This is a genomic window from Delftia sp. (assembly GCF_059499305.1).
This window is the reverse complement of the sequence record NZ_JCABYI010000022.1, coordinates 83,528-99,620: the sequence shown is the minus strand read 5'-3', so window position 1 is coordinate 99,620 and position 16,093 is coordinate 83,528. Positions and strand designations below refer to the sequence as shown.

The following is a 16,093-nucleotide window of genomic DNA, read 5'->3' as shown; positions in this document are numbered from 1 at the left end:
CCCATGGCCCAGCCGACCGACTCCACCTCCCCTGCCCCCACGCTCACGCTGCGCGTCGCGCAGGCCGTGCCGCTCAACCCGCTGATCCGCATGCTGGTGCTGCGCGCGGCCGATGGCGTGCCGCTGCCCGGGTTCGAGGCCGGATCGCACCTGCGCGTGCGGGTGGGCCCGGGCAGTGGCATGCAAGATTGGCGCGAGTACTCGCTGATCGAGCTGGACCACGGCGCCGACGCCGCACCGGCCCAATACCGCATCGCCGTGCGGCTGGACGCCGAAGGCCGCGGTGGCTCGCGCTTCATGCACGCCTTGCAGGAGGGCGAGGAGATCACCATCGAGCCGCCGCGCAATGATTTCCCCCTGTCTGAGCACATGGGCTGCGCGGTGCTGGTCGCGGGCGGCATCGGCGTCACGCCGCTGGCCAGCATGGCGGCGCGCTGCCGCGCCCAGGGCAGGCCTGTGCGCATGGTCTACGCCGGCCGCAGCCACGCGCTGATGGCTCTGCTGCCCGAGCTGCGGGCCCTGCTGGGCGACGCGCTGCATGTGCATGCCGACGACGAGCAGGGCGCGCCGCTGGACGTGGGCGCCTTGCTGGACCACTGCGAGGCCGATGACCACCTGTATGTCTGTGGCCCCCAGCCCTTGCTCGATGCCGTGCTGCAGGGTGCGCAGGCCCGTGCGTGGCCCATGGAGCGCGTGCAGTTCGAACTGTTCACGGCCGCGCTGCCGCAGGCCGGCGACCACGCCTTCGAGCTGGTGCTGGCGCAAAGCGGCCGGCGCTGCACCGTGGCGGCGGACCAGAGCATTCTCGATTGCCTGGTCGAGCAAGGGTGCGATCCGCTGTTCGACTGCCGGCGCGGCGAATGCGGGGTCTGCGCCGTGCCCGTGCTCGAAGGCGAGATAGACCACCGCGACCATGTGCTCAGCGCCAGCGAAAAGGCCGCGGGCAACGTGATCCAGATCTGCATCTCGCGCGCCAGGGGACCGCGCCTGGTGCTGGACCTCTGAGGCCCCACCCACCCCATGCGAGGAGACACCGATGATGCTCACAACCTTGAGGCGGCTGGCTGTGCTGGCCCTGCTTCCGCTGGCCGCACTGGCTGCATTGGCCAATGACGGCAAGCCCGTCGAATGGGTCGTGGGCTATGCGCCCGGCGGCGGCTCCGACGTGGTGGCGCGCATGCTGGCCGATGCCATGGGCAAAAGCATGCAGCAGTCCTTCATCGTGGTGAACAAGCCGGGCGCGGGCGCGAACATCGCCGCCGAATACGTGGCGCGCACGCGCAGCCCGGAGCACATCGTCTCCACGGTGGATTCGGCCGTGCTGGCGGCCAATCCCTTTCTCTACGGCAAGCTGGGCTACAGCGCCGAACGTGACTTCGCGCTGGCCGGCATGATCGCGCGCTTTCCACTGGTGCTGGTGGTGGGGCCTCACGTGCCGGCCAGAAGCCTGCCGGAGTTCCTGGCCTGGGCCCGCAATGCGCCCGAAGGCACCAGCTACGGCAGCCCGGGCCTGGGCAGCCCCCACCACCTGGCGATGGAGCTGTTGCGCAGCCGGTCGGGATTGCAACTGACCCATGTGCCCTACCGCGGCGCCGCGCCCGCCCTGGCCGATGTGGCCGGTGGCCAGCTGCCCTTCATGTTCGTCGATACCTCCAGCGGCGGCCCCTTCATCAGCACGGGCAAGGTACGCGCCATCGGCGTCGCCAGCCCGCAGCGCATGCAGTCCATGCCTGATCTGGTGACCCTGGCCGAACAGGGCCTGCCCGGCTTCGAGGCCTATGCCTGGCAGGCCCTGGTGGTACCGGCCGCCACACGGCCCGCCACCGTGCAGGCCCTGAACAAGGCGCTGAACCTGGCGCTGAATTCCGCCGACGTGAAGGCCCGCATGCAGACGCTGGGCATCGAGCCACTGCCCACCACGCCCGCCGAGGCCACGCACTACGCCGCCCAGGAACGCGAGCGCTGGGGCCGCGTGATCCGCAACGCCCACATCCGCCTGGACTGACGCCATGGACCGCAACCCCCGCTACCACGACAAGCCCGAGGCGGTGGCCGCCCTCGTGCGTGATACCGAAGTGCACAAGGACTGCTACACCAGCGAAGAAGTCTTCGCCCTGGAGATGGAGCAGCTGTTCGCCAGCGCCTGGATCTATGTCGGCCATGGCAGCCAGATTCCTAAGCCCGGCGACTTCTATGCCACCACCGTGGGCGACCAACCCGTGGTCATGGTGCGCCACACCGATGCCAGCATCAAGGTGCTCTACAACCGCTGCGCGCACAAGGGCGTGCAGATCGCCCCCGAGGGCTGCGGCCACACGGGCAAGTTCTTCCGCTGCCCCTACCACGCCTGGACCTACCGCACCGATGGCCGGCTGCTGTCCATTCCCCTGAAGAAGGGATACGACAACACGGGCTTCGAGGCGTGCGAGGCCAGCCAGGGCATGGTGGCCGTGGGCGCCGTCGAGGTGTACCGAGACTTCGTCTTCTGCCGTCTCCGGCCGCAGGGCATAGGTTTTGCAGAATTCTTCGGCCCCTCGCTGTCCACGTTGGACAACATGGTCGAGCGCTCGCCCGAGGGGCGCCTTGAGGTGGCCGGTGGCGTCATGCGCTACCTGCACCGCTGCAACTGGAAGATGCTGGTGGACAACCAGACCGACACCTGCCATCCCATGGTGGCGCACGAGTCGTCGGCCGGCACGGCGGTCAAGGTCTGGCAGCAGGCCCCCGAGGGCACGCCCCGGCCCATGGCGGTGGAGCTGTTCGCGCCCTTCGTGAGCCCCTACGAGTTCTTCGAGAACATGGGCATTCGCGTATGGCCCAACGGCCATGGCCACACGGGTGTCAGCGACTCCATCCATGCGGCATATTCGCCCGCGCCCGGCTACTGGGAAAGCATGGTCGCGGCCTACGGCGAAGAGCGTGCGCGCGGCATTCTGGGCGAGGTGCGGCACAACACCGTCTACTTTCCCAACCTCATGGTCAAGGGGCCGATACAGACGCTGCGCCTGTTCAAGCCGCTGGCGGCCGACAGGACGCTGGTGGAGAGCTGGACCTTCCGCCTGGCAGGGGCGCCCGACCTGCTGCTGGAGCGCACGCTCATGTACAACCGGCTCGTCAACGCACCCACCTCGGTGGTGGGCCACGATGACCTGGAGATGTACGAGCGTGCCCAGCAGGGCCTGGCCTCGCGCGGCTCGCAATGGGTGAACGTGGGCCGCCTGTTCGACCCCGCCGAAAAGGACCAGGGCGAAGCCGTGACCAACGGCACCAGCGAATGGCAGATGCGCAGCCAGATGCGTGCCTGGGTGCGCTTCATGACGGACGGCATGCACGACGCCATGCACGCGCAGGAGGCCCGGCCATGAACCCCGCCCAACCCACCGATCAGCAGCTCATCGACTTCGTGCTCGACGAAGCCGCCTTGCTCGACGCATTGCGCTACGACGACTGGCTGGCCCTGTTCACCGACGACGGCCACTACTGGATGCCGCTGGCCCCTGGCCAGACCGATGCCCGCCTGCATGCCTCGCTGCTGTACGAAGACCGGCTGCTGCTGCAGGTGCGCATAGAGCGCCTGCACGGGGCGCGCACCTTCTCGCAACAGCCCGGCAGCCGTTGCCACCACCTGCTGCAGACGCCACGCGTGACGGCGCGCGACGACGCGACCGGCATCTACCACTGCCGCACGGCCTTCCACTACATCGAGACGCGGCAGGACGAGCAGACGCTGTATGCGGGCTGGGCCAGCCACGAACTGGTGCGGCAAGGCGATGGCGCGCTGCGCATGCGGCTCAAGCGCGTGGATCTGGTCAACTGCGATGCCGCGTTCGGCAACATGCAACTGTTCATGTGAGGCTTGCGATGCCCTGTGCCAACCCTTGGATCGACAGCTTCGCGCCCGCTGCGCGCACCCTGCCGGCGATGCTGGAGCAGCAATGCCGACGCTTTGCCGACCGCACCTTGCTCGTGGCCGGCGACACCCGCTGGAGCTACGCCGATGCACTGCGCACCGCCCGTGCCTTGGGCGCGGTGCTGAGGGGCGCCGGCATAGGCCCCGGCGACCGCGTGGCCCTGATGTGCGGCAACCGTCCCGAGTTTTTGCAGGCGTTGCTGGGCTGCGCCTGGATAGGCGCCATCACCGTGCCCATCAACACCGCTGCGCGTGGCCCCTCGCTGCGGCACATGCTGGCCAACAGCGGCGCGCGGCTGTTCGTGGCTGAGGCCGAGGGGCTGGCGGCACTGCAAGGGCTGGAGGACCGTGACAGCCTGGCTCTGGAGCGCGTGTGGTGCATCGATGCGCCGCCGCCGCCTGGTGCCGTGCCAGACACCGGCCCTTTTCCGGCACCGGATGAGGTGCCGGCCGACGCCATCGCAGACCCTGCACCCGTGCAGCCTGGCGACACGCTGGCCATCCTCTACACCTCGGGTACGACCGGCCTGTCCAAGGGCGTGTGCTGCCCGCATGCGCAGTTCTACTGGTGGGGCCGCCATACCGCGCAACTGCTGGAGCTGTCGGGCTCGGGGGAGGGCGAGGTACTGCTGACCACGCTGCCGCTGTTCCATACCAATGCCCTGAATGCCTTCTTCCAGGCCTTGCTGACGGGATCCACGCTGGTGGTGGAAAAGCGCTTCTCGGCGTCGGGCTTCTGGGCTGCGCTGGCGCAGCACCGGGCCACGGTGACCTATGTGCTGGGCGCCATGGTACCCATCCTGTTGTCCCGGCCGGTCTCGCCGCTGGACCGCGCGCACCGGGTGCGCATGGCGCTGGCACCCGGCGTGCCGCCGCGCTTTCATGCGCAGTTCGGCGAGCGCTTCGGCATGCGGCTGCTGGACGGCTACGGCTCCACCGAGACCAATTTCGTGATCGGCCTGGGTGCCGAGCAGCGCCCCGGCAGCATGGGCCGCGTGGTGCCGGGCTTCACCGCGCGCGTGGCCGACGCGCATGACGGGGAGGTGCCGCCCGGCACGCCCGGCGAGCTGCTGCTGCGCGCCGACGAGCCCTTTGCCTTCGCCACCGGCTACTTCGGCATGCCCGAGCAGACCGTGCAGGCCTGGCGCAACCTGTGGTTCCACACCGGCGATCGCGTGGTGCGCGATGCCGACGGCTTCTTCACCTTCCTCGACCGGCTCAAGGATGCGATCCGCAGGCGTGGCGAAAACATCTCCTCCTATGAGGTCGAGCAGGTGCTGCTGAGCCACCCGGACGTGGCCGTGGCGGCGGTGTTCCCTGTGCGCAGCGAGCTGGCCGAGGACGAGGTCATGGCCGCCATCGTGCCGCGCGAGGGCGTTGCGCCGGACCCTGTGCAACTGCTGCTCTTTTGCGAACCGCGCATGGCGTACTTCGCCGTGCCTCGCTACCTGGAATTCATGGCCGCTCTGCCCTCGACCGAGAACGGCAAGGTGCAGAAATTCAAGCTGCGCGAGCGCGGCATCACCGCGCAGACCTGGGACCGCGAGGCGGCCGGCTTCCAACTCAAGCGCTGACCCCTGGGAGAAACCACCATGCAAACCTTGCGACGCCTGGCGCGATCTTTGGCCGCGCTGCTGTGCACCGCTTGCCTGGCACTGGGTGCGGCCGCAGGCACGGGGACGCAAGATGCCTACCCCAGCAAGCCCATCCGCATCATCGTGCCCTTTCCGCCGGGAGGCGGCAGCGACCTCGTGGCCCGCACGGTGGCGGCTCGCCTGGGCGAGCGCTGGAAGCAGCCCGTTCTGGTGGACAACCGGCCCGGGGGCAACACCCTCATCGCGGCCGAGGCGGCAGCCCGGGCGGCGCCGGACGGGCATACGCTGTTCGTGGCCATAGAAGCCACGCTGGCCATGAACCAGAGCCTGTATCGCAAGCTGCCCTATGACCCGGTCAAGAGCTTCGCGCCGGTCACGCTGGCCATCACCATGCCCATGGTGCTCGCGGCCCACCCGTCGGTGGGCGCGCGCAGCATGGCCGAGCTGCTGGCGGCGGCGCGTGCCCAGCCCGGCCGGCTGGCCTATGCGCATGGCGCCCTGCCGGCCCAGGTGGCCGGCGAGGTGTTCAAGCGCGCAGCTGGCGTGGACCTGCTGGCCGTTCCCTACAAGGGAGGTGCCCCGGCCATGACTGACACGGTGGCGGGCCAGGTTCCACTGATCTTCGATGCGCTGGGGCCGGCCATGCCCTACCTTCAGGGCGGCAAGGTGCGCGCGCTGGCGGTGACCAGTGCCGCGCGCAGCCCGCTGCTGCCCGAGGTGCCGACCCTGGCCGAATCGGGCCTGCCCGGCGTGGACCTGCAGACCTGGATCGGCTTCGTGGTGCCGGCCGGCACGCCCCTGCCCATCATCGACCGGCTGCACCGTGAGCTGACAGCCATCTTGCAAATGCCGGGCACGCGCGAGTTGCTGACCGGCATGGGCATGACGGTGGTGGCCGGCACGCCCGCGCAGTTTGCGCAGACCATCGCGGAGGACGCCCTCAAGTTCGGCCGCATCATCGAGGCGGCCGGTATCCGGCTGGACTGAGCATGGCCGCCTACCTGCAACGCAAAGGCTATGAGGGCGTGGCGCTGGCCGTGCCCGTCACCGTGCCCTACGAGCGCTACAGCCTCCATGGTGCGCACCGCTTCCTGGGCCAGGCCATGCGCGGCCTGCTGGCCGGCAGCGGGCTGGCCAAGGCGCAGATCGACGGCCTGACGGTCAGCAGCTTTTCGCTGGCGCCCGACACCGCCGTGGGCGTGACCCAGCACCTCGGCCTGTCGCCACGCTGGCTGGACCACATTCCTACAGGCGGCGCCTCGGGCGTGATGGCGCTGCGCCGCGCCGCGCGGGCCGTGCAGTGCGGCGATGCCCAGGTCGTGGCCTGCGTGGCGGCCGATACCAACCATGTGGACTCGTTCCGCCAGACGCTGGGTGCGTTCAGCGATTTCGCGCGCGATGCCAGCTATCCCTATGGCGCTGGTGGGCCGAACTCGATGTTCGCCTTCATCACCGCGCACTACATGCGCACCCACGGCGCGCGGCGCGAGGATTTCGGGCGCATCGCCGTGGCCCAGCGCACCAACGCGCTGCGCAATCCCAAAGCCTTGTTCCGCAAGCCCCTGACGCTCGATGACTACATGGCGGCACGGCCCATTGCCGAGCCCATCCATTTGTTCGATTGCGTCATGCCCTGCGCGGGGGCTGAGGCCTTTCTCGTGATGGCGCCCGAGCGCGCGCGCGACCTGGGCCTGCCCCATGTGCTGCTGCACGGCGCCATCGAACGCCACAACGCCTATGCAGACGACCCGGTGATGCTGCGTGGCGGCTGGGCAGTGGACCGCGACGATCTCTACGCCCAGGCGGGCATCCAGCCCCGGGACATCGACCTGCTGCAGACCTATGACGACTACCCGGTGATCGCCATGATGCAGATGGAGGATCTGGGTTTTTGCGGCAAGGGCGAAGGGCCGGACTTCGTGCGTACCCATGATTTGACCCATGCCGGAGATTTTCCGCACAACACCGGTGGCGGTCAGCTGTCCTGCGGCCAGGCGGGTGCGGCCGGCGGCTTTCTGGGCCTGACGGAGGCGCTGCGCCAGCTCACCGGACAGGCCGGGGAACGCGCCGTGCCCGGTGCGTGCACGGCGCTCGTGGGCGGCTTTGGCATGGTGACCTACGACCGCTGCCTGTGCACGGGCGCCGTGATCCTCGGGAGCAGCGAATGACAACGCCATTCACGAAGCCCGCGCGCAAGAACCCTGTGCTGCGCACCCCGCAGATCAATCTGCCGCCGTCCGCGCGCGGCCGCGTGGCGCTGGGGCTGACGGCCGCTGCCGCCGAAGGGCGTTTTGCGCTGCAGGTCTGCGCCGAATGCGGCGCCGTGCAGTACCCGCCGCGCGAGGCCTGCCACCGCTGCCTGTCGCCCGATCTGCCCTGGCAGCCGCAGGACGGCGCAGGCGTGCTGCTGGCCTCCACCACGCTGGCCCACAGCAACGACCTGTATTTCCGCGAGCGCCTGCCCTGGCGCCTGGGCATGGTGAAGCTGGATGCCGGGCCCAGCGTCATGGTCCATCTGCATGGTGAAGTCCGAGCCGAACCCTGCCGTGTGCAGGTGCAGGCCCGGCTGGACCGTGCTGGCCAGGCGGTGCTGATCGGATGTCCCGAGAAAGGAACGGAACACATGGCTGACGACCCCCTGCTGCGCGAAATGGCCAGCGACCCGAAGTACCGCAAGGTCCTGGTGACGGACGGCAAGTCTGCCGTGGGCCAGACCCTGGTGCATGCCCTGGTGAAAGCCGGTGCCGACCTGGTCTGGGTCGGCCATGCCGAACCCTGGAAGCAACTGCCGGGACTGGCCCAACTGGCGGCCCTGCCTCAGGTCACGCTGGTGCCGCTGGACGTGACCGATGAGCGCTCGGTCAGCACCCTGGCAGGCCGCATCGGCGGCAAGGTCGACATCGTGGTCAACACGGCCGAACTGCACCGGGGCTTTGGCATCGCTGCGCGGCGTGGCACCGACGTGGCCAAGGCCGAGATGGAGGTCAACTACTTCGGCCTGCTGCGGCTGGCGCAGTGCTTCGGCCCGGCGCTCAGGGGCCGCTCGGCCGATGGTGCCGTGCATGCGACGGCATGGGTCAATCTGCTGTCGGTCTATGCGCTGGCCAATTTCCCCGCGCACGGCACCTTCTCGGCGTCCCAGGCTGCTGCCCTGTCGCTGGCACAGTGCCTGCGCGCCGAAATGCAGCCCGCGGGCATCCGCGTGGTCAATGTGTTCCCTGGGCCTATCGACGATGAATGGAACCAGAACCTGCCACCACCCAAGCTGGCGCCAGCCGCACTGGCCTCGGCCATCGTGCGCGCGCTGCAGAGTGGCGTGGAGGACCTCTATCCCGGCGACGTGGCCCAGGAGTGGCACCAGCGCTGGCGCCACGACCCCAAGGTACTGGAACGCGAACTTGCCGCAGGAGGACACTGACATGACCACTTCCCCCGATCTGCTGGCCGGCCTGGCGCTGGCCCTGGCCACCGGACGCATCCGCATCGTCGACCTGACCCAGACGCTGAGCCCTGATTTCCCTACCATTGCCCTGCCCCCTGAAGTGGGCCAGTGCCAGCCCTTTCGCATCGAGCAGATATCGGCCTATGACGAGCGCGGGCCGGGCTGGTACTGGAACAACTTTTCCTGTGGCGAGCACACGGGCACGCATTTCGATGCGCCCATCCACTGGATCTCGGGCCGCGACCTGCCCAACAACGCCGTGGACAGCATTCCCGCGCAGCATTTCATCGCTCCGGCCTGCGTGATCGATTGCAGCGCGCAGGTCGCAACCGATCCCGACTATCTGATGGGCGTGGAAGACATCGAGCGTTTCGAGGCTGCGCATGGCCGCATTCCGGCCGGCAGCTGGGTGCTGATGCGCACCGACTGGTCCAGGCGTTGGTCGCAGGCGCGCGATGCCCAGGCCTTCCAGAATTTCGACGCCACCGGGCAGCACACGCCAGGGCCGGACACGGAGGCGGTGCGCCTGCTGGTCGAGCAGCGCGACGTGCTGGGCTTTGGCTCCGAGGCCATAGGCACGGACGCGGGGCAGGGCTATCACCTGCGCCCGCCCTATCCCTGCCATTCGCTGATGCACGGTGCGGGCAAGTACGGCCTGCAATGCCTGACCCGCCTGGACCAATTGCCGCCTACAGGCGCGCTGGTGGTGGCTGCGCCACTGAAGATAGAAAACGGCAGCGGCAGCCCGCTGCGGGTACTGGCGCTGGTGGAGGTCAGGGCATGAAGACGAACAAGGTGGCGGCGGTGACGGGCGGCAGTGCGGGCATCGGCAAGGTGGTCTGCGAGCAACTGCTGGACCAGGGCTACGAGGTGGTATCGCTGGCGCGGCGGCGTGCCGGAATCGACCATCCACGGCTGCACAGCATCGAGGTCGACCTGGCTGACCGTGCCGCCACGGCCCAGGCCGTGCAGTCCATGGTGCAGCAGCATGAGGTCACCACCATCGTGCACAACGCTGGCGTGATCCGCGCTGCGCTGCTGCCGCAGGTGAAACTCGCGGATCTGGATGCCCTGGTCGACCTGCATCTGGGCTGTGCGGTTCAGATGCTGCAGGCCGCGCTGCCTGCCATGCGCCAGCGGCAGTTCGGCCGCGTGGTGCTGCTGTCCTCGCGGGCGGCGCTGGGTCTGGCCACGCGCACCAGCTACTCGGCCACCAAGGCCGGCATGCTGGGCATGGCGCGCACCTGGGCACTGGAGCTGGCGCCTGAGGGCATCACGGTCAACGTGGTCGCGCCGGGGCCGATCCGCACCGACATGTTCTATGACGTGGTGGAGCAGGGCAGCGACAAGGAGCGCCAATTGGCCGCCTCCGTACCCGTGCGCCGGCTTGGCGAGGCCGCCGATGTGGCGCGTGCGGTGGCCTTCTTTGCCGACGAGGCCAGCGGCTTCGTGACCGGCCAGGTGCTGTATGTCTGCGGCGGCACCAGCGTCGGCAGCCTCGCGCTGTAGCTGTCGATACAGCGGTTCAGCCAGGCGGCAGGTGCAGCTCGATGATGCGCCGCAGCGTGACCTTCAGGGCCTCAGCGCGCTTGAGGCCAAAGGGCTGCAGCACGCGCAGCTCGTGCTCCTTGGCCTTGCGGATCAGGTCGGCCAGGGTGGCCTGGCCGGCCGGCGCGATGCGCACCATGGTCAGGCGCCGGTCGCTCTCGTGCGCGAAGCGCTCCACATAGCCCTTGGCCTCCATGCGGTCCAGCAGCCGCGTGACCGTGGGCTGCTTGGTGACCGAGATCTGCGCCAGCCGCCCGGTGCTGATGCCCTGCGAACCGGTCAGCGAGGCCAGGATGCGCCACTCCGTGACCGAAAAGCCCTCGGCCTCGACCACGGCATGGAACTCCGCCGAAATCAGCTTGCTGGCCTGTGCCAGCAGCGCCGGCAGGTAGTCCTCGACAAAGGGCAGCGCTGCGTCGTGCTCGTCCTGCGGGTCCTCATCCATGCCGGTACCTTTGTGAGCCGAGGTGCGGGGTGGCAGACGATGTGAAAAATAGAGGGTTCATCTGGCTGGGGATTTTGCATCTTCTGCGTCATGGCTTCGCTCAGGTGCTGGGGCGCAGCGTTGCTGTCTGCGCATGGATCGGTCAAGCGTGCATGCGCTCTCGTCGGCAGCTCTCTTCAATTGATGTGAGCATGCATCTGCAAAAAGAGGCTAAGTCATTGATTTTTATTAAGTCTGAGCGAGGGTTCTTATCTGGCTCTCATTCGCTCTCATCAAAGATCAGGCTGAACGAGAACCCGAGCCGGTCGGGTGTCGCTGCCCTGGTTGAGGAGTTTGGGCAGGGGTAGCTGGGCGTGTCGCCCTTGTGCAAGTGCCTCTTGTAGACTTGTCCCGCCATTGACGCAATGGCCTTTCCCTTCAAGTCATCGCCAATGCAGCAACTGTCATTGATCGGCCAGATCAATACCAGTGCCTGCTGCTTGGCTCCAAAGGTCTTTGCATGAGCGATATCCAGCTTTTCCGTCTGCAAGGCGGCACCGCCACCGAATTGGCCGCCACGGCGGTAGCGCTGGAGCGCAATCTGCAGACACTGATCGAAGGCCAAATGGAAACCTTCCTGGGCGTGCGCTTCCTGGCCACGGAATACGCCACCGGCAAGACGCACCGCGGCCGTATCGACTCGCTGGGGCTGGACGAGAACAACTGCCCCGTCATCATCGAATACAAGCGGCACAGCAACGAGAACGTCATCAACCAGGGGCTGTTCTACCTGGACTGGCTGCTGGACCACAAGGCCGAATTCCGTTGGTTGGTGATGGAAAGGCTGGGTAAGGACGTGGCGGACAGCGTGGAATGGTCGGGCACCCGGCTGCTGTGCATCGCTGCGGATTTCACGCGCTACGACCAGCACGCGGTGCAGCAGATCCCACGCAATATCGAGCTGATCCGCTACAAACGCTTTGGCGAAGACCTGTTGCTGCTGGAGCTGGTGAACACGCAGACGGTGGTCGAACCGGCTACGGAAACTGCCAAGTCTTCTTCGGTGGATGCCAGCCCCATCACCTCCAAGCCGCAAGGCAAAGACAAAAGCTTTGCCGAACAGCTGCAAGGCGCGACTGCGGACATTCAGGCCCTGTATGCCGATGTGCGCTCATTCGTGTTTGCGCTGGGCGACGATGTGACGGAAAAGCAGCTCAAGCTCTACGTCGCCTTCCGCAAGCTCAAAAACTTTGCCAGCGTGGTGATGTACCCCAACAAGATGCTGGTGATGCTGAAACTGGACCCCGACACCGTGACGCTGGAGGAAGGTTTCAGCCGCGACGTGCGGCAGACCGGGCACTGGGGGACAGGGGATTTGGAGCTGTGTCTGCGTAGTGCGGGGGATCTTGAGCGGGCGAAGGCGTTGCTGGAGCGGGCGTATGTGGAAGGATGAGGAGTTGGCCCGGCTTTCCGGATGGCGATAGCCGGCTTGGTTTTCCGTCGGCCCTCCGTGATGATGGGGCGGGCTTAGACCAAACATCCTCCGCAAAGCCCGGGGCGATTCAGAACGGAACTGGCTGCAGTCCATAATGTATCTATACGTAAAGAAATAGAGGCAATGGAGAGTGAGCAATTTTGACTTTCTGAGCGCACATTCCCAGTCGCTGGCTGCTCTGGGCCTGGCTGCCGAGAAGATCTTTCCTCATGACCCCCCCAGTTGCGTTGCAAAGCTGCGCTTGCTGGCGGAATCCATTGCCAAGGATGTGGGTCACCGTATCGGGCTTCAATTGCTGCAGCCTACACAGGCCGAGCTTCTACGTGCAATTGACAGCCGCCTGAGCCTCGATCCGCAACTGCGTCAAATGTTTCATCTGCTGCGCACGCGCGGCAATGATGCTGTGCATGAAGCGGGCGCCATCATCGGTTATCGCGAGGCCCTGGAAAGCCTCAAGGTCGCCCGAGAAGTCGCGCTCTGGTTTCATCGAACCTTTGGAGCCAACCCTCAATTCAAGCCAGGGCCATTCCAATTGCCGGATGACCCAAGCCAGAAGCTCTATGCACTGCAAAAGCAAATTGAAGCGCTTCATGTGCGACTGAGCAGCGAGCAAGCGCTGGTTTCAGACCGTGAAGCGCTGGCCAAGCTTTTGCATCAGCAGGCCGATCAGGAAAAGTCCCTGGCGGCTCAGGCTCTGCAAGAGCGCGACATTTATGAGCAGCTGGCCAGCGAAGCCAGCGCCACCATCGAGCAACTCAAGGCAGAGCTGGCCAAAGCGCAGGCGGCAGCAGCAACAGCGCAAGCCCCCAGCGCAGAGTCTGTGCGAGCCTGGAGTGAGCGTTCTCGCAAGGCAGCCAGTCTGGTGACGATGGACGAGGCGGCTACCCGACTCATCATTGACCAGATGCTTCGCGATGCAGGCTGGAAGGCCGATACCGTCAAGCTGACCCATGCCAAAGGCGCCCGTCCTGTGCGCGGGCAGAACCTGGCCATTGCCGAATGGCCCATGCAAGGCATGCAAAGCGCAGACTACGTGCTGTTTGCCGGCCTGATTCCCGTGGGGGTGGTCGAAGCCAAGCGAATCAACCAAAACGTAGCTGGCAAGATTGGTCAGGCGGAGCGCTATGCACGCAGCTTTGCCCTGGCGGGTGACTGTGAGATGGCTTGGAAAGAGCAGCCGCCTTCGCAGCCGTGGAAAGATGGGCAAGGGGGTCTGTTCCAGATTCCGTTTGCCTACTCGTGCAATGGCCGTCCCTACGTCAAGCAGCATGAGCAGTCCAGTGGAACGTGGTTTCGCGACCTGCGTCATACGGCCAATCTGGCCAAGCCGCTGCAGGGCTTTTATTCGCCAGAGGGCTTGCTGGATCTGCTTCGACGAGATACTGCCAAGGCACAGGAAAAGCTGGAGGCCGAGGCTGCAATCTATCTGGGCCTGCGTGACTATCAGCTCGACGCGATCCAGGCCGTTGAGCAGAGTCTTGCCAATGGTCAGCGCAACTGTTTGCTGGCCATGGCCACGGGAACGGGCAAAACGCGCACCATCATCGGGCTGATCTATCGCCTGCTCAAAGCCGAGCGCTTCAAGCGCATTCTGTTTCTGGTTGATCGCACGGCATTGGGCGATCAGGCACTGGAAGCCTTTGGCGACATGCTGCTTGAGCAGAACATGCCGCTGTCCAAGCTCTACAACATTGCCGAACTCGGTGATATGGCGGCCGAGGCTGAAGACCGTGTACAGGTCGCCACGGTGCAAGCCATGGTCAAGCGCGTCTTTGGCAGCGACAGCCCGCCACCCGTAGACCTGTTTGACTGCGTCATCATCGATGAAGCCCACCGTGGCTACACGCTGGATCAGGAGATGACCGAAGGCGAAATAGAGCTGCGTGATCAGTCCCAGTACCTGTCCACCTACCGCCGTGTGCTGGACTACTTTGATGCCGTCAAAGTAGGACTCACGGCCACGCCTGCCAAGCACACCAGCGATATCTTTGGCCATCCTATCTACACCTACAGCTATCGCGAAGCCGTGGCTGATGACTGGCTGATCGATCACGAGCCACCGATTCGCTACACCACGCTGCTATCCAAAAACGGCATCCACTTTGACAAAGGGGATGCGGTGGAAAGCATTCACCTGCAAACCGGAGAGATAGACAAGGCCGAGCTGGAAGATGAGTTGCACTTTGACGTGACCAGCTTCAACAAGGGCGTGCTCAACGACAACTTCAACCGTGTCATCTGCAACCAGCTGGCACAGGAACTGGACCCGTTCAGTGACGAGAAGACCATGATCTTCTGCGCGACCGACACCCATGCAGACACTGTGGTGCGCATGCTCGGAGAAGCGTTCAAGGAACTGCACGGAGATGTCTATAACCAGGCCACCGTCACCAAGATCACGGGCAAGACCGACAAGGTCAGCCAAATGATCCGCAACTACAAGAACGAGGCCTATCCCAAGGTGGCAGTCACGGTGGATTTGCTCACCACCGGCATCGATGTGCCACCCATCTGCAATCTGGTCTTCATGCGCCGCGTGCGTTCACGCATCTTGTACGAGCAGATGATCGGCCGCGCCACACGCCGTTGCGACGATATTGGCAAAACCGTCTTTCGCATCTATGACCCGGTAGACCTGTACGCCGCGCTGCAAAAGGTCAACACCATGCAGCCGCTGGTCAAAAATCCCAACGTCACCATCGAGCAGCTGGTGGATGAGCTGAACAGCCCGGCTGCCTACGAAGCACCGGGCAGCACGCCGGAGCGCAAGCACGCCGACGACGTGCTCGACCAGTTGAACCAGAAGCTCATGCGCGTGCTGCGCAAGGCCGAGCACAAGGCCGAGAAAAAGCCCGTGCTCAAGGAGCGCCTGCAGCAGCTCGAACAAAGCTGGGGGGTGCCGCCGGCCCAACTGCACAAGCACCTGCATGAAGTCGCCAAGACGCAAGGAACACAGGCCGCCGCCAATTTCCTGAAGGACAACACCCGGTTGCTGCAGCAACTGGGCGAGGTGCAGGAACTCATGGGGACGGCCTACCGCCCTGTCTTGTCCGATCACCATGATGAACTCGTAGCCCGCGAGCAGAGCTGGGGTTACTACGCCAGGCCTGAAGACTATCTGGATGGTTTTGCCAGCTTCATCAAGGAGCAGCTCAACCAATCGGTGGCACTGTCCGTCATCGTCAACCGTCCCAAAGATCTCACACGCGAGCAGCTGCGCGAAGTGCGCCTGCTGCTGGACGGCGCGGGCTTCTCGGAGGCCGCCCTCAAGGCGGCCTGGCGCAACCAGAGCAACCAGGACATCGCTGCAGGCATCGTGGCCCACATTCGCAAGGCGGCGCTGGGTGAAGCACTGCTGCCTTTTGAGGACCGCGTCAACCGTGCCATGCAGCGTATCTACAGCCTGCACAGCTGGACGACGGCGCAGCGCAGCTGGCTGGACCGCATTGCGAGGCAGCTCAAGCATGAAACCGTGGTGGACAGCAGTTTTCTGAATGAGGCTTTCCGCCAGCAAGGCGGTACCAAGCAGGTGGACAAGGTGCTGGGCGGACAGCTCGATACCGTTGTCATCCACCTGGCAGAAGCCCTCTGGCAAAAGGTGGCCTGACGCACCAGTGCTTGCCACTATGCTCTGCCTCCAGCGCTGCAATCACTACAAGCTGGTGGCATCCAAAAAATA

General features: G+C 65.7%; 13 protein-coding genes. 12 read left to right on the top strand and 1 reads right to left on the bottom strand.

From position 1 onward, the window contains the following. The first annotated feature begins 3 nt into the window (after nucleotides 1-3). Genes AC5I49_RS13055 through AC5I49_RS13010 form a run of 10 tightly spaced genes read left to right on the top strand, consistent with a single transcriptional unit; the run spans nucleotide 4 to nucleotide 10,456 of the window. A complete protein-coding gene (locus tag AC5I49_RS13055) occupies nucleotides 4-1,005 on the top strand; it encodes a PDR/VanB family oxidoreductase (RefSeq protein ID WP_495789476.1) in 1,002 nt (333 codons plus the stop codon). A gap of 31 nt (nucleotides 1,006-1,036) precedes the next feature. Next, nucleotides 1,037-2,005: a Bug family tripartite tricarboxylate transporter substrate binding protein gene (locus AC5I49_RS13050; RefSeq protein ID WP_495789475.1), complete on the top strand. Its 969-nt coding sequence runs from the start codon at nucleotides 1,037-1,039 to the stop codon at nucleotides 2,003-2,005. Nucleotides 2,006-2,009: 4 nt separating this feature from the next. Then, on the top strand, nucleotides 2,010-3,365 hold the full coding sequence (locus tag AC5I49_RS13045) for an aromatic ring-hydroxylating dioxygenase subunit alpha (protein WP_192368531.1): 1,356 nt from the start codon (nucleotides 2,010-2,012) through the stop codon (nucleotides 3,363-3,365). Next, nucleotides 3,362-3,853, top strand: a complete 492-nt coding sequence (locus AC5I49_RS13040) for an aromatic-ring-hydroxylating dioxygenase subunit beta (RefSeq protein WP_192368530.1) — start codon at nucleotides 3,362-3,364, stop codon at nucleotides 3,851-3,853. Before AC5I49_RS13045 ends, AC5I49_RS13040 begins: the two co-directional genes overlap by 4 nt. A gap of 8 nt (nucleotides 3,854-3,861) precedes the next feature. After that, nucleotides 3,862-5,484 carry an ATP-dependent acyl-CoA ligase gene (locus AC5I49_RS13035; protein WP_495789474.1) on the top strand — a complete coding sequence of 541 codons (1,623 nt, stop codon included), beginning with the start codon at nucleotides 3,862-3,864 and terminating at the stop codon, nucleotides 5,482-5,484. Between the two features lie 18 nt (nucleotides 5,485-5,502). After that, nucleotides 5,503-6,492: a Bug family tripartite tricarboxylate transporter substrate binding protein gene (locus AC5I49_RS13030; RefSeq protein WP_495789473.1), complete on the top strand. Its 990-nt coding sequence runs from the start codon at nucleotides 5,503-5,505 to the stop codon at nucleotides 6,490-6,492. 2 nt (nucleotides 6,493-6,494) lie between these two features. Beyond that, entirely contained in the window at nucleotides 6,495-7,673 is a 1,179-nt protein-coding gene (locus AC5I49_RS13025; protein ID WP_192368527.1) for a thiolase family protein, read from the top strand. Beyond that, on the top strand, nucleotides 7,670-8,923 hold the full coding sequence (locus AC5I49_RS13020; protein ID WP_495789472.1) for an SDR family NAD(P)-dependent oxidoreductase: 1,254 nt from the start codon (nucleotides 7,670-7,672) through the stop codon (nucleotides 8,921-8,923). The genes AC5I49_RS13025 and AC5I49_RS13020 overlap by 4 nt, the downstream gene beginning before the upstream one ends. A 1-nt stretch (nucleotide 8,924) precedes the next feature. Beyond that, a complete protein-coding gene (locus tag AC5I49_RS13015) occupies nucleotides 8,925-9,731 on the top strand; it encodes a cyclase family protein (protein WP_495789471.1) in 807 nt (268 codons plus the stop codon). After that, nucleotides 9,728-10,456 (top strand): SDR family oxidoreductase, encoded by a 729-nt coding sequence (locus AC5I49_RS13010; protein ID WP_192368524.1) that lies wholly within the window; start codon nucleotides 9,728-9,730, stop codon nucleotides 10,454-10,456. Before AC5I49_RS13015 ends, AC5I49_RS13010 begins: the two co-directional genes overlap by 4 nt. A 16-nt stretch (nucleotides 10,457-10,472) precedes the next feature. Here AC5I49_RS13010 and AC5I49_RS13005 read toward each other — a convergent pair whose 3' ends face one another. Then, nucleotides 10,473-10,940, bottom strand: a complete 468-nt coding sequence (locus tag AC5I49_RS13005; protein WP_192368523.1) for a MarR family winged helix-turn-helix transcriptional regulator — start codon at nucleotides 10,938-10,940, stop codon at nucleotides 10,473-10,475. 499 nt (nucleotides 10,941-11,439) lie between these two features. Between AC5I49_RS13005 and AC5I49_RS13000 the strand changes: the two genes are divergently transcribed. After that, nucleotides 11,440-12,372: a DUF5655 domain-containing protein gene (locus AC5I49_RS13000; protein ID WP_495789470.1), complete on the top strand. Its 933-nt coding sequence runs from the start codon at nucleotides 11,440-11,442 to the stop codon at nucleotides 12,370-12,372. Nucleotides 12,373-12,544: 172 nt separating this feature from the next. Continuing rightward, entirely contained in the window at nucleotides 12,545-16,021 is a 3,477-nt protein-coding gene (gene hsdR, locus AC5I49_RS12995) for a type I restriction-modification system endonuclease (RefSeq protein WP_495789469.1), read from the top strand. The last annotated feature ends 72 nt before the right edge of the window (nucleotides 16,022-16,093 follow it).